Origin of the sequence: Clostridium frigidicarnis, assembly GCF_900111985.1 — a bacterium.
Classification (GTDB): domain Bacteria; phylum Bacillota; class Clostridia; order Clostridiales; family Clostridiaceae; genus Clostridium_Z; species Clostridium_Z frigidicarnis.
Genome location: NZ_FOKI01000030.1, coordinates 1 through 14,761, shown reverse-complemented (window position 1 = coordinate 14,761; position 14,761 = coordinate 1). Strand labels below are relative to the sequence as shown.

Here is a 14,761-nt window from a genome sequence, read left to right as displayed (position 1 = left end):
TAAATAAATTTATACATTATATTTAATTAATTATGAAATATGGGACAAATGCTTTATCCGATGACTACCTGCTCTAATACTCCTATCAGCTTCAAAATAACAATAAAAGGAGATATTGAAATGAATTACAGACTTGAAAAGAAGGAATCATTTAGAATTGTAGGTGTTTCAGAACCGCTAGAAACAGAGATGGAGAAAAACTTTGAAATTGTACCGAAAATGTGGGGCACAGCTGTAATGAATGGAACAATACCAAGACTTACTGCCATGATGGAGGGAATGCCTATGGGTATGCTCGGAGTAAGCTCCTGTAATGAATTAGATAATTGGAGATACTATATTGCAGTTGCAAGTAGTAAACCAATAGAGAATAATTTAGAAGAATACATTGTTCCTAGCTCCCTGTGGGCAATATTTTCAGGAGAAGGAAGTGCTCAGTCTATACAGGAACTAGAAAAAAGAATCCTAACTGAATGGCTTCCAACTTCAGGATATGAATATGGAAATGCACCAGATATTGAGGTGTATTTAAATCCAGACCCGGAGAATGCCCAATATGAGGTATGGATTCCAGTTTCAAAAAAAGAAAATTAAGTATGGTACATTAGGAATGTAATTTGCCAGCCACTTATTGAAAAGATAAATATAGCAAAATATCTGGATAATGTTGAATTGGTGGTAGTTTGTGGTGAATCCGATAGAAATGCAAAACCGCTGAATTACAATTGGGTTTTATCTATTGGAGAGCAGTGCATAACTAAAGGAGTTTCTTTTGAATTTAGGCAATGTGGAACTCACTTTATCAAAGATGGTAAGAAATACACACTTAATGTCAAAGATCTATGCAGTCAGATATTAACTGATGATAACTCGTTTAAAGAGAGGCTATAGGGTATGAGTATAATGTGAAGTTATGTTAGTTCGCCTTCTTTAAAAATGTATAAAGGATTTACCTTATTACAGTAAATCCTCTTTTTTATGCCTATATCAACACTATTATAAGGCTGTTTAAACTATTAATATTTATTCATAAGTTTTAAATTACTCCCACCTAAAAAGCTTAATAGACACCCCAATACATATTACAGCAAGTATACTTACAACTAAAATCGGTAGTATCGCATTATCTATGCTTAAATTAAGTGATGCACTTTTTAAAAGCTTTATTCCATGAGTTAAGGGTAAAATATCTGCCACTTTTTGAAGGGCTGTTGGCATAACCTCATATGGTAATGTTGCTCCTGAGAATATAAGCATAGGAAAGTATATAATACTGGCAATAACACCTGCCATTTTAATATTTTTCGCTATTCCTCCCACCATAAATCCAATGCTGAACATTGATATCATTACTAATGTATATGCTCCTAAAAAGTTTATCCATGAACCTCTAAATTGAAACTTGAAAAATATTTTTGCTGTTAAATAAACAAGAATTAATGAAACAATGGCATATAAAGCATAGATTACTCCTTGAACTACTAAAATCATAGATGGGCTAATTGGTGTTACTCTAAATCTTTTTAATATCTTTCTGTGACGATACTCAGATAATACTAATGGTAACCCCATGACACCGCCTGCACATATTGCAATGGTTGATACAGCTGCAAAGGATTGTTCCATGAATGTAAAATCTGCTCCAGGAAATGCGGGTTTATTCCCATAAATAACGCCTAAAATAATAGTTACCAAAACTGGCATACAGATTGCAAAGATGAACATATCCATACCTCTTAGTGATAACTTTAATTCAGTTTTTAACATTGTTTTAAATACTTTCATCATCCAATTCCTCCTCATCTACAAACCATAAATAAGCATCCTCAAATTTTTTATATGGACTCAGTGCCACGACTTCTTCAGCTGTTCCATAAAAATCTATTACTCCATTTTTTAAAATACATATTTTATTGCACAAAGCTTCAACCTCATCCATGAAATGAGATGTTAAAAAGAGTGTTAGTCCTTGCTTCTTTAAGTTTAATAAGCACTTCCATACATCTCTTCTAACCTTTACATCTAGTCCTGTTGTAAGCTCGTCTAGGAATACTACCTCTGGGTTAGGAATTAACGCTAGGATAATAAATAATCGTTGCTTTTCACCTCCAGATAGTTCGCTTACTAGATTTCTAACCTTATCTTGAAGGTGAAATTGCTCTAATAATTTATTGCAATCTAATGGATTTTTGTAAAGAACTTCAGTTATTTCACACAACTCTTTCACTGTAATCTTATCTTGATAATTAGATTCTTGAAACTGAACCCCAACCTTCTGAAATAGCTGTTTTCTTTCTTTTTGAGGATTCATACCTAAGATAGATACCTGCCCATCATCAAAATTCTTTGTACCTAAAATGCACTCTATGGTAGTACTCTTCCCTGCCCCATTTGCCCCGAGCAATCCAAATATCTCACCTTTCTTTACCGTTAAACTAATATCCTTCACCACTTGAACATTACCATAAGATTTATAAAGATTATGAACTTTTATTACTTCCATGTGTTATTACCTCCTTTTGATAAAAGAATAACACCATCACAAAGTATGGTGTTAAAGTGTAGAGTTTGTATTAAATTCATTTTTCATAAATTCTAATTGCTTCAATATACTATTTGCATTTTTTTCTGCATCACTTAAGGAAGTAAGAAGCTTATCACATGCTGTAATAATATCATCATCCTCTTTTGCTTTATTGATTACCTCTCTAATATCAATTTCCTTACTTTCTGATATGGCACTAAGCATTCTTAAAATTGCTGAAAGGGAATAGTTAGCACAACGTAATGTCCGTATTATTTTCAATCTATTAATATCACTTTCAGTATAAACTCGATATCCATTTTGCTTTCTCTTAACAGTAAGTAGACCATTCATCTCCCAATTTCTTAATGTGTCCATTGTGACTTGAAGATGGTCTGAAGTTTGCTTTCTTGTAAAAAATATATAATTATCTTTAGCATCTATCTCTAATAAAAGCCTCTTTGAAAGTTCTATGGCTTCCTCTGCATTTTTTCGCTCTTGCTTTATCTGATCTATATAATCATTTGTACAGTTAATTGCTTCCTGAAACTCCCCCTTAGCAGATAACTTAACAACATTGATTATCTTCTTTCTAAGCCCATTTTGTAGAACCTCTACTTTAAAGGCAGTTCTAGCAAGGTTAAACTGCTCTATATGATAGTCAGTAAATACTCTATAACCATTTGGTAATCTATTCACCTTTGGTATTAATTCAAGCTTTTCGTACAAACGTACAGTGTTGGGATGTACCCCAGTTATTTTAGCTACTTCTGCTGTTTTATATATCTTACCCATACCATTTGCACCTCCATGTTATTATCATAACACTTATGGAAAGTCTGGTGATATAGTGGAGAGTCTTATTTGTTTCATAAATATTAGTTATCATAAACATACACCCCCTGAACTATTGGTGAATATTTCATCATAGTTAGGGGGGGTGGTATTGGATATGCTAGAGCTGACTATAAAAAGCTTTTTTGCTACTTATGGATTTAAAATTTCACTAGCTCTGAATGCAATAACTATATATTTATTGATTGATTCACTATTGCTTCTACATTTTCTCTCTTATAATTTCTTATAAATGCATCTGCTACTAGTTCTTCTGTTAAATTTCTTTCAGTCATACTTTTTCGTGTACACTTAACCTCTATTACTATGTTATATTAATCTATTTTTATATCATATCTTATAGCCTTATAACTTGCATCATCTGATACTTCCACTCTAGCTGTTGGAAATATAAGGCGTATAAGTGAATATAAAATTCTCTGTACATCATATTCATTACCAAGTTGAATTGCATCTAAGTCTTTCTTTTTTATTGTTCCATTGCCATGCACTTCTTCTTGATACATTACTTGAATATGTTTATAGAAATTTTGTAATATTCTTCTTATAATAATTAATGCTGAATTCACATCCAAATAATTACTATTTTCTTCATTCTTAGGTCTATCATTTTTAAGTTCTTCTATTAATTCTTGAATAAAATCTATACTCTATTAGTACCTTCGGTAAGTATATTGATAGTATCTGCTTTAGAAAATTTGTTAACGTCTTTATCTGTTTTAATTAAAAACAACTTACCATTTTTGTTATCGCCAAATATTTTAAATAAAACTGTTTCCGTTTCTCTTCTCCAAAAAATGAATAATTTATTCATTTCTTCAATTGAGTAATTACCTTTTAAATAATCAATAAACTCACAACCTTTCCTTATCTGTGACTCTAACTTTTTTAGTGAGTTTATCATTATTTTCTAAACAATTATTACCCATTTTATTTTACTCCCCATCTAATATAAAATAAAAACAATGGTTCAACAATGTAGATTTGATCATCTTTCCATTCAAATGCTTGATATATTGCTGCACTGTTGGTCATAACATCCTGAATTGCTTGTAATTTTGTTTTAAGTGTATTTTTATCAAGCTTATAATTTGAAGGTTCTATTAATTCATCAACTCTATCTTTTAATTCGTCAATTGTTATACTAATTAAAGGAGGATCTAATGCAATTGCCTCTAATATAATTCCATAAACATCAAGTTCATCTCCACTGTTAATTCTATATTTCTTTCTTTTCTGTCCTCTAGTAGATGGGCCAGCTTGAAGTTTATTAAAAACGTCTTTATATGGCAAATTTATAGTAGTAGCTTTATAACTTCTTTCAATTAAAGTAGTATCTAATTTATTAGCTTCATATATATTAGATATCAATGATAAATTTAAACATATAGATTGCATAAGTTGTGGAGATGTAAGGCTTTCAATTGCTATTCTTTGTGCATCTAAATCTTCTATATTTACTCCCAACTGCTTGAAACCAACTACTGCAATTTCCTTTAGTTCTTCCTTTTTCCATGGCTCTATATTTATTAAATTCAATCTTCCACTTAAATCAGCATTTTTTCTAATTGCGTCATCTGCTCTATGTGGTAATGAAATTACTATTGCTTTAAATTCTTTTCTAATAGCATCCTTCAATTGGTATGCTATATCAAATTGTAACTCCTCTGATGCATAATGAAAATCATCCAAAACTAAAACTAAGTTATTGCTTTTAAAATAATCAATAACCAAATCTTTATTTGATATATATTTTTCTCTAGATGTTGAACTCTTTATTTGAGCATTCTCATCATTAATATTTTCCTTTAAAGTATTAACCTTTGAATATTCACCTTCAATTGCCAATCCAATCTTTATTGCTACTATACTCCAAAAATCTGTTGATTTTTTAAAATCACTTCCTGTTATAGATACAATATTATCTATACCTACAACTTTTTAACATAAAACAGTTTTTCCAGTTTTAGATGGTCCAATAATTGAAGTAAGATAACCTGGCGTCTTTAGAGCTTGTTCTAGTCTAAACTCATAGCTAAACATAATTTCTCATGACATTCTCGATACATAAGTGTATTCTGGAAATAATCCTGGCTTAAATACTTCATATGACTTTAACTTATTCATTATTAGCCTTATTACACCTTTTTATACCTATACCACGTCTTATGTTACCTTTTTTAAATCTTATTACGGTGTTTTTACCTATAAAAATAACCCTAACCAAGTAATATCAATGATTAGGGCTATAAATCTACATTACTTATGATACGCTTCTCTGTATCACCCATAAGTTATGTTTTGATTTTATATAATAATATGATTAGAATTATACATTTAAACTCGCTAACCAGTCTTTCAATTCCGCCTTCATATGATATTCTGGTTGATCTGCATCAATATAAGTAACCCCATTTAAATCTGAAGCAATCTTAGGTTTATTTTTACAGATAAATACAACATTGTTTCTCCCTTTTTTCCCCATAAACAATCCATATTCAAATAATACATTATCTCTAGTTGTTTTAACCGTAACATTATCTGAACTATACCAAGTCTCATCATCAGAGTTAAAAATAAAGATAGCAGCACAAACTCTATCTGCTACATTTATTAAATTCTCCATAGTAAAATTTGTTGCTCTAAAAACTCCTTTGCCACGTGAATTCCATGGTAGCGCTTTAAACCCTTTTTCTTCTACAACTAATGCTATTTCTTCTATTTCATTTGCTGCCTGAGTAGAACTCCCAATAAATATTTCCATATTATTCTCCTTATTTTTATTTTCAGTTTTTATAACTTTCAATTCTCTTATTTCTTTAATTTCTATAATCTTCTTTATTGAATAGTTTTTAAAATCTACAGATTCATCTAATGATAGTATTTCATTCTTATCAAGAAGTAAAAGCACACTGGCTCTCTGTAAATAATTGTTAAAATTTATTATTTCTCCACACTCGTCACACTCTTTATTGCCCTTTCTTATCTCATTTTCATATATAGTGTGATTAGATTGGCAATTTAAACAACTAATATTATATTTATAAATCATAGCTCCTTTATCATGTAAATAATCTATTAGTTCTTTAAGTTCTATATCTGAAATTCCTAATTTATTTTTTAAAACTTGTGGCTTTATATTTTTTAATTCATCAACTGATTTGCTCCTGATGTACTCCTGAAGTTGACGTAAAATCTCTATTTTCATTTACATTATACCTTTCCCATATTGTTATAAAATCTTCCTCATTATAATTACGATGACTTAGAACTAAAATCTTTAGACAATCCTCTGGCTCAGCATCATATTTCACTCTCATACTTCCTCTATTTTTTTTATATGCTATACTAAGTGATTTTACATTCTTAACAACTTCTAATGCATTTCTTAAATCCATAAACGCCTTTGAATTAAATATGTGCTTACTTCTATTTTCTCCACTCAAACTTGCTGTTGCATTCTTACTATCATTAAATCTAATACATGTTATTATTGTATTAATTCCTGTATCCCAAATATTATCCTCGTCTTTATTAAACAAATAATCAGACACGGTTAAATTTTGTAACATATTATTTAATTCATATTTAATATCCATGACTCCTTTAAGGATTGATATTCTTCCATTACTTTCTTCAATGTTTTTTAATGTAATATTATCTGTTACTTTATTTATAAATATGTTAATATCTTCTTCTAGTCTTGGTATATCATTATATCCAGCAATATTCTTAAATAATTCATCTAAAATATTTCTTGACATTTTATACAGTGCCTCTTGATGATCTATTACAAATGGAGTAATTGATATATTCATTTTTGAAATTAATTCTTTATAAATCTTTTCTTGAAATTCATGTGGTTTATTTCCTGGAATAATTTTATTTCTAGGTCTGGCTTTAATAATCATAATTTTCATTTTAAAGTCTAATTCAACTGGTATATAACTATATGTATACGATATCCCTGATGCATGTACTTGTCCCGTATGTACAACAAACAATATCCTTAACTTTTCTATTTCTCCATGCTCATTTTCTATATAATCTACAGCCGCTATCTTTTTATTTTCATCTTTATTTACTTTAGTTTCTACTATATTATTAAATGGTATATCATAAATTCCAAGTATATTAAATAAATTTGTTTTCCACAAATTAATATTCTGCAATCTTCTTACCCCATTAATTTTATATATATAAATTGACCTATGCATTCCAAAAAATAATTCCTCTAATAAATATTCATTAAGTAAACTTAACTTAATTCTTCCTTCTTCAAGCATATTAGAAATCCAATAATTAATATCCATTCCAGCTTCTTCTTCTCTATATTCACATCCCTGTTCCCTTAGAAACCTAAGCAATTGCGAATTATCTACATTATCAAGCATTGATAAACTTACATGCATAATTGACTCCTTTACCTTAAATAAAAATCTACAGTTCTCTTTCCAATATTATACCATGTATTTTATTCCCTTTCCATATACCTCATAATGTAAAAAATGTTATACATTTAAAAGCCGTTAATTTATCAGTCATGCTTACTTATGATACGGTATCTTCACTTATAAAAATAGACTTAGACAAGTGATCCCAATGCTTAAGGCGCAACCCCTAATTTATTTGTGGCACGGTTCATCATATCATATTCTAAACTTTTCTAACTATTAAATCTAAAAAAGAATCTATTCTTAAGTATTTAACAGCGTTAATCACTTAAAAAACAGATTCTTTTATACCTTTTTATTATATTAAAATAAGCTTATAAATTCTTCCATAGTGATTCTAGAAAAATACTCATCTATGTTAACATTTTTTATTATATTCCCTATTTTTCCTTTGTTGTGCTCGATGTCCTTTAATAAATCCTCTATTTCTTTTATATCCTTAACACCAAAGAAATCTCCAAATATCTTTATATCTTTAATTACATCTTTTTCACTTTTTAAACTATAATCAAATATCTTATTTTTAAAAGTTAAAACATCAATTTCCAAATTTAAATGATCATTCTAATTATATTCCTATAGTATCATTTATAAACCAAAGCATCACATATTTCACAGTTTGATTTGATACTTTAAAAAAATGGTAACCGGAAGATTGTAAGATAAATCAAAAGCGTGCATTCCTCAAATGAGATCTGCACGCTTTTATCCACCAAGAATATCCATACAAAAAGAATTTTGTACTACCATACTCAATATTTCATTATTAATTTTCAAAGGTTTTTTTTATTGAATTAAGCCATTGTTCAATTGCTTGTGCCAGTATAAATTGTTGCTGTAAAACTGCCTTTGCTGCTCCAGAAATCTCTGGTATATTCTCTTTAGAATTAATATTTTCTTCTATCTGTGATTTCAAAATTTTCACATTATTTTCAATATCACTTAAACAAACCTTTTGATTTTCTAATGAAAGATTATTCAAATTCACTATTACAGCATTAAAATCCAAAAAAATATTAATCGGTTTAGAAGCAATTCCTAACATTAATTTTTCAAATTCTATTTCTCCAGCATTGGTTAGGGAATAAACTGCTTTCTCTGCCATTTTTCCCTCTTTAACCATAGTGCCCTTAACATATCCTTTTTTTTCTAGCTGAATTACTTTTTTATATATTGATGGTGTGCTAATTTTCACCCATTTAGATATGTTACGATACTCTACCAATTTTTGAATATCGTAAGCACTTAAAGATTCTTTTTTAAGTATTCCTAATACAATTAAATCTATTGTTGCCATAATCTTCTCCTTTTCTTATTGAAAACTACTATAATTTATAGTAGTATAGATTTCATAGCAAAAATGCTATAATTTATACTACTATATTTTATATCTTGTGTCAACAGAAAGGAGATTTCATCATGAATGGACATAACAAGAAAATGGAACTGCTAGGAAGTGCTCCAATACCAAAAGCACTTTTAGCAATGGGTCTTCCTATCATGATTGGTATGATGATTAATGCATTATACAATCTGGTAGACGCTTATTTTGTTGGAGGACTGGGAACCAGTCAAATGGGGGCAATATCTGTTGCATTCCCACTTGGGCAGGTTGTCGTAGGACTAGGACTGTTATTTGGAAATGGAGCTTCTTCTTACATTTCCAGATTATTAGGGCATGGTGATAAAGAAACTGCAAATAAGGTAGCCAGCACCGCCCTATACAGCAGTATTTTTGTTGGAGCAGTAATTATTATCTGCACTATTATTTTTCTAAATCCAATTCTAAAACTTTTAGGTGCAACTGAAAGTATTCTACCTTATGCAATAACTTATACAAGCATTTATTTAATTTCATCAATCTTTAATGTATTTAATGTTACAATGAACAATATTGTGACAAGTGAGGGTGCTGCTAAAACTACAATGTGTGCTTTACTAACGGGTGCTATATTAAATATTATTTTAGACCCAATTTTTATTTACGTTTTAGATTTAGGGGTAGCTGGTGCTGCAATTGCCACAGCTATTTCACAGATTGTTTCTACATTGGTATATTTACGCTATGTACTCAGAAAAAAAAGTGTTTTCAGTTTTAGTATTAAAGAATGTTGTTTTTCAAAAGAAATTATGTCTGAGATTTTGAAAATAGGTATTCCGACCCTTGCATTTCAGCTATTAACTAGTCTTTCAATTACGCTTATAAATATGCAAGCAAAAGAATATGGTGACTCTGTAATTGCTGGAATGGGAGCTGTAACAAGAATTATTTCTATGGGTAGCCTAATGGTATTTGGATTTATCAAAGGTTTTCAACCAATCGCAGGATATAGCTATGGAGCCAAAAAATACGAACGCTTATATGAAGCAATTAAGACCTCTATAAAATGGTCAACAATATTTTGTGCAATCTTTGGATTGATAATGGCTTTATTTCCTACAACAATTATTTCTCAATTTACAACAGGTGATATGGAATTAATAAATATCGGTCAAAATGCATTAAGGGCAAATGGTTTGTCTTTCTTGCTCTTTGGTTATTATACTGTATATTCATCACTTTTCCTTTCTCTAGGAAAAGCTAAAAAAGGCTTTATCCTTGGAGCTTGCAGACAGGGGATTTGCTTTGTACCTGTTATTCTAGTTGTTCCAATGATTTTAGGGATAAATGGTATTCTTTACGCTCAACCAATTTCTGATGTAATCTCTACCATTATCACTATATTCATGGCAGTTCATATTCATAAGGAATTAAATGCAATAAAATCAGACTCTATTTCTACCATTGATGAACGTCATAGTTCAACTTTGAATTAACTTATTATTGATAATTCCATTATGGAAAAAGAGGTGGTATTTAATGTTAAAAGCAAATTGGTTATATTGTCCTATATGCCAAAACAAAACCAGAGTAAAAGTAAGAACAGATACAGAATTAAAGAATTTTCCACTATTCTGTCCTAAGTGTAAAAAGGAAAGTTTAATCAGTGTTAATGGATTAAAGATGACCGTTATCAAAGAGCCAGACGCAAAGACGCGGAGCCGATAATTTAGAGGACGTTGTACCTCACGAATTATCGGCTCATTTTTATTCGCTTGCTCCATACTCCGTATGGTCTGCAAGCAATAAAAATAAGCTAAAACTTAATAGTTTTAGCTCATAAATCTATTCCAATTTTTCTTTTAAAATTATTCTATCTATGCTTTTCTTTGATAAGAAATATTTCTCTGAAAGCTCTTTTCTGCTATCCCCATTCATATATTCCTTATAAATATTGCAGTTCCTTATATTTATTTTCTCCCTAGTATTGTTTCTAGTTCCCCAGCCACTTCTAGTATTATCCTTCTTAGGAATATAAATATATTCTCCATCTACATATTTTTGAATTAACTCAATTATTTCAATAGGTAATACTTCTTTTGCAGTTATATAGCACATAATGCCCCCCTAAATTTATTATTCTTATTTAGGGTAGCAAAGGCTATTTTTCTATATTTTCAAAAGTAGTTATTAATTATTTTCTACAAATTTTATTGGCAATCCTTCAGAACAAATAGGGATCTTCATATCAATAGGATTGTTCTTTTGATGTTGAACATGTAAATGTGGTTCTGAAGTAGTACCAGAATTACCAACCTTTGCAAGAATTGTACCTTGTGTAACATGCTCCCCAATTGATACATTAACACTGTTTTTCTCTAAATGTGCTAAAACAAGATAGGTTCCTGTTTCTTCAACTTTAATAAAGATGTAATTACCAAGTGAACTTTGGAAATCTTCTGTATTTGGCAATATGTCTTCTTCTGTATCTTTTGAATAAATTACAGTGCCTGATATAGGACAATAAACATTAGCCTGATAAATTCCATAATCACTTAATTTATCAGAATTAATATCATATGGTTCCTTCACAATATCGTATGCATAACATTCAGATGGCCATACTGCATGTATTTTATAGTCTTTCCCACCAAGTAGGATGGAATCTTCTACTGGATTAATAATCTCAATAGTTTCTTTATCACTTAAATTTGCTGGATACGTTAATATGGATATTCCAAAAAGTATTGTAATCGGATAGGCCATAATTAAAGTTATTATAATATATAGCATATTCCATTTAATATTTTTCCTTTTACATCCTCTTACAACACCAATTACAATCTGAACAACAAGTGCTATACTTGCAATTGGTGCAATAATAAATATACAACCTGACCATATCCACGGTGATACTTGTCCACCAACAACATATACTCCAATAATACAAATTATTTCAATTAATAATAAAATTACTAATCCAACTTTCTTCTTCATTACTTTCTCCTTGAATATATTATTTTCTTATTATATAAATAATCTTTGATACAAATTACTATTTATCTTTCATTTAAAAATTAATTATCTTTTTTTAATTTATAATACTTAAATGTTTCATCTTCATAAACATATTCAAATCCTAATTTTTTCATAATATATTGACTTCTTGTATTTCTAAGAACTGCATCAGCATACAACTCTTTTTCCCCTTATATCCATTCTTACATCTCCAATTCATTCACACTACTTTAATAAATTTCAATTTATAAGCTTTGTGTTGCACGTATACTACAAGGTTATGACTTCCTTGCCAAATATAAAACTATTGTATCATAAAGGGTTACAGTATTACCAAAACTCAAAATAGCATCTCTGATTCCTTCATAAAACTTTGATTTGTACGGCTCCTGGAGAGTTATATGAGAAGCATGTGTGCTTACCCATGAGATGTACTCATCAGCATTAAGTTCTCTTGTTTTATGATAATGATGACATTCAATATCAGTAAAGCCATATTTTTTAGTATTATTATAATTTAAATTACATTTATATTCTGTTTCTGACTGAAAATATTTAGCGTATATTTCTTGTATCTTTAAATATAAGGATTCATTAGCACTTTTTTCATCTGTTCAAGTTAGCATCATGGCAAATGTTCCATTGCTTTTTAACATATCATAAACTTTTGGAAAACCGATTTCTTCTGGTATCCATTGGATTGTTGCCGCTGAATAAACCAAATCGAATTGATTATACCCAAAATCATATGTTTCAAAATCAGCATTTACAATTTGAAAGTTATCATATGAACTAAATTTATTCTTTGTATATTCTGCGAGATTTTCTCCCAGTTCAATGGCCAAATACGAACAGCCTGTTTTCAATATTGGTTCTGTAGCCTGACCTGTTCCCGAACCAATTTCAAGAGCTGTTTTACTAAAACCAAGTTTTGAATATTCTATAACATCGGCAAAAAGTTCATCACAATAACATGTTCTCCATTTGTCAAATTCTTCAGGAATACTGTCAAAAACCTTTCTAAAATCCATAATAATCCCTCACTTTATAATATAGAACGAATCTTCCATCAGATAAATAATAAGCAAATTAAATTACTATTTACCTTATACTAAAGATGCCCCTTCAAATTATTATTTATCTCTCATGATGAATAAATTATAGCATATTTTTAAACATTATTTTACAATTTTTATATTCATAAGATTTATCATTAACCTTATTATAGAAATAAAATAAAAAGGAGAACCTCCTACATCTGGACTTGGTTCTCCTCCGCTGCTTAAATATATATTATCAAGTTGATTCCATATCTCTAGTCTTATTTATGGTTATTTTAGAGATTAACATATACAGTAATTTTATTTAATCTGATGGCAAATTAGAATTTGTTATAATATTGGTACACAAATTTCACAATAATGCTTATTTATCATCTGCATTGCATAACGTTCAAGAATAGGCCTTCTATCATCAAATTCATAATTTCTTTTTGATAACTCCGAAAATATCTTCATCCATGCTTTTTGCATAGCATCTACTGTATGACTTATTTTAAATACGCAATATTTTCCACTAAGGGTTTTTCCAAAATTAATATACTTATTATCAACCTTGAATTCATCCGAAACAACTAAACATGTATCATAACGACAATCTTTAGGCTCTGTGAATTGAGGGTTATCTTGGGCTATTCCTAATATAATTGAATTTTCATTAAATAAGTTTTTTTCTCTAGCCCAACTTTTTAATTGTTCCATAATTTGTACATTCTCTGAACCATAAGGACCTGTTCTTCGTATATAAGCAATTTTATATGATGGTATCATTTCAATATTAATATCCATAACTTACCTTCTCTTTTAATAGAGTACATCGATGCCTGAATTCATCATATAATTCTTTAAAATGTATTTCAACTTATTTTTTAAAATTAACAAGTTGGAATTTAATGAACTCCCAATTATGCTCTTTTGTGCAGTTATTTTTTCTTAACAGGAATCCAAATTTCACTATAATAGTTTTCATCTTGAATACCTTGCGGATAATCAGCCACATTGGTATACATTTCAATATTATAACCTGCTGCAATTTCATAATCCTTACAATTAGGTAGCCATTCTGAGAAGATTTTTCTGTTCACATCTTGCAGAGATTTCGGCATTCCACCCTTGCAAGCAAAAACAGCCCACGTGTGTTTAGGAATAACCTTTGTAACAAAACCATTAGGAATTTCCATAGACGGATTATAATTGTCTGCAATCAAATATTCAAACTCATCTGAGCCCATTTTCTCATCTATGCATACTCCATACATTCCACATACAAATTTACCCTTTCCTGTTTGATAATGCTCTGTCCAAAACTGAGGAACTTCTGTAATTGCATTATCATATTTAAAAATCCTTGATACACACATAACAGTAAACGAATCTTTTTCAACAATTTTGTAATCCATAATATAACCGCCTTCCAATGAAAATTTGATTTTCAACGGAGCAAATGATTTAATCATTGCTCCATCTTTTCGAACAGCAGTAGGTGTGACACCATGAAATCGAGTAAAAGCTTTTGTGAAACTATCTGGTG

At 29.6% G+C, this 14,761-nt stretch carries 15 protein-coding genes and 4 pseudogenes; 4 read left to right on the top strand and 15 right to left on the bottom strand.

The window, feature by feature from the left end; genetic code table 11:
* Positions 1-81 precede the first annotated feature (81 nt).
* Positions 82-594 (top strand): annotated as a pseudogene (locus BM119_RS14710) (GyrI-like domain-containing protein); the annotation flags it as partial.
* A 12-nt stretch (positions 595-606) separates the two neighbouring features.
* Positions 607-891: pseudogene (locus BM119_RS14705) on the top strand (DUF5131 family protein); the annotation flags it as partial.
* A 150-nt stretch (positions 892-1,041) separates the two neighbouring features.
* Here BM119_RS14705 and BM119_RS14700 read toward each other — a convergent pair.
* The 10 genes and pseudogenes from BM119_RS14700 to BM119_RS14655 all read right to left on the bottom strand — a co-directional run bounded on the left by BM119_RS14700 (position 1,042) and on the right by BM119_RS14655 (position 9,130).
* Positions 1,042-1,785 carry an ABC transporter permease gene (locus tag BM119_RS14700; RefSeq protein ID WP_177199446.1) on the bottom strand — a complete coding sequence of 248 codons (744 nt, stop codon included), beginning with the start codon at positions 1,783-1,785 and terminating at the stop codon, positions 1,042-1,044.
* Positions 1,772-2,503: an ABC transporter ATP-binding protein gene (locus BM119_RS14695; protein ID WP_090042496.1), complete on the bottom strand. Its 732-nt coding sequence runs from the start codon at positions 2,501-2,503 to the stop codon at positions 1,772-1,774. The genes BM119_RS14700 and BM119_RS14695 overlap by 14 nt, the downstream gene beginning before the upstream one ends.
* Before the next feature lie 51 nt (positions 2,504-2,554).
* Positions 2,555-3,319, bottom strand: coding sequence for a MerR family transcriptional regulator (locus BM119_RS14690; RefSeq protein WP_090042495.1), 765 nt, complete (start codon positions 3,317-3,319; stop codon positions 2,555-2,557).
* Between the two features lie 230 nt (positions 3,320-3,549).
* Positions 3,550-3,948 (bottom strand): annotated as a pseudogene (locus tag BM119_RS20260) (PD-(D/E)XK nuclease domain-containing protein).
* A 74-nt stretch (positions 3,949-4,022) separates the two neighbouring features.
* Positions 4,023-4,283, bottom strand: a complete 261-nt coding sequence (locus tag BM119_RS14680) for a hypothetical protein (RefSeq protein WP_090042493.1) — start codon at positions 4,281-4,283, stop codon at positions 4,023-4,025.
* 26 nt (positions 4,284-4,309) lie between these two features.
* Complete coding sequence (locus tag BM119_RS14675; RefSeq protein WP_242948441.1) at positions 4,310-5,227, bottom strand: ATP-binding protein; 918 nt, start codon at positions 5,225-5,227, stop codon at positions 4,310-4,312.
* Between the two features lie 481 nt (positions 5,228-5,708).
* Positions 5,709-6,587 carry a nucleotide-binding protein gene (locus BM119_RS14670; RefSeq protein ID WP_090042492.1) on the bottom strand — a complete coding sequence of 293 codons (879 nt, stop codon included), beginning with the start codon at positions 6,585-6,587 and terminating at the stop codon, positions 5,709-5,711.
* Positions 6,532-7,791, bottom strand: a complete 1,260-nt coding sequence (locus tag BM119_RS14665) for a hypothetical protein (protein ID WP_090042491.1) — start codon at positions 7,789-7,791, stop codon at positions 6,532-6,534. Before BM119_RS14665 ends, BM119_RS14670 begins: the two co-directional genes overlap by 56 nt.
* A gap of 345 nt (positions 7,792-8,136) precedes the next feature.
* A pseudogene (locus tag BM119_RS14660) lies at positions 8,137-8,397 on the bottom strand (lipoate protein ligase C-terminal domain-containing protein); the annotation flags it as partial.
* Positions 8,398-8,599: 202 nt separating this feature from the next.
* Positions 8,600-9,130, bottom strand: coding sequence for a PadR family transcriptional regulator (locus BM119_RS14655; protein ID WP_090042490.1), 531 nt, complete (start codon positions 9,128-9,130; stop codon positions 8,600-8,602).
* Positions 9,131-9,252: 122 nt separating this feature from the next.
* Between BM119_RS14655 and BM119_RS14650 the strand changes: the two genes are divergently transcribed.
* Positions 9,253-10,650 (top strand): MATE family efflux transporter, encoded by a 1,398-nt coding sequence (locus tag BM119_RS14650; protein WP_090042489.1) that lies wholly within the window; start codon positions 9,253-9,255, stop codon positions 10,648-10,650.
* 43 nt (positions 10,651-10,693) lie between these two features.
* Entirely contained in the window at positions 10,694-10,882 is a 189-nt protein-coding gene (locus BM119_RS14645; RefSeq protein WP_090042488.1) for a cysteine-rich KTR domain-containing protein, read from the top strand.
* Between the two features lie 117 nt (positions 10,883-10,999).
* Here BM119_RS14645 and BM119_RS14640 read toward each other — a convergent pair whose 3' ends face one another.
* The 5 genes from BM119_RS14640 to BM119_RS14620 form a co-directional block, all read right to left on the bottom strand.
* Positions 11,000-11,272 carry a CD3324 family protein gene (locus BM119_RS14640; RefSeq protein ID WP_090042487.1) on the bottom strand — a complete coding sequence of 91 codons (273 nt, stop codon included), beginning with the start codon at positions 11,270-11,272 and terminating at the stop codon, positions 11,000-11,002.
* Positions 11,273-11,344: 72 nt separating this feature from the next.
* Positions 11,345-12,151 carry a M23 family metallopeptidase gene (locus tag BM119_RS14635; protein ID WP_090042486.1) on the bottom strand — a complete coding sequence of 269 codons (807 nt, stop codon included), beginning with the start codon at positions 12,149-12,151 and terminating at the stop codon, positions 11,345-11,347.
* Between the two features lie 635 nt (positions 12,152-12,786).
* On the bottom strand, positions 12,787-13,203 hold the full coding sequence (locus BM119_RS20515) for a class I SAM-dependent methyltransferase (RefSeq protein WP_341465759.1): 417 nt from the start codon (positions 13,201-13,203) through the stop codon (positions 12,787-12,789).
* A gap of 360 nt (positions 13,204-13,563) precedes the next feature.
* Positions 13,564-14,019: an AraC family transcriptional regulator gene (locus tag BM119_RS14625; protein WP_090042485.1), complete on the bottom strand. Its 456-nt coding sequence runs from the start codon at positions 14,017-14,019 to the stop codon at positions 13,564-13,566.
* Positions 14,020-14,153: 134 nt separating this feature from the next.
* Positions 14,154-14,761 (bottom strand): GyrI-like domain-containing protein (locus BM119_RS14620; protein WP_143087334.1); only part of this gene is annotated, 608 nt, incomplete at its 5' end.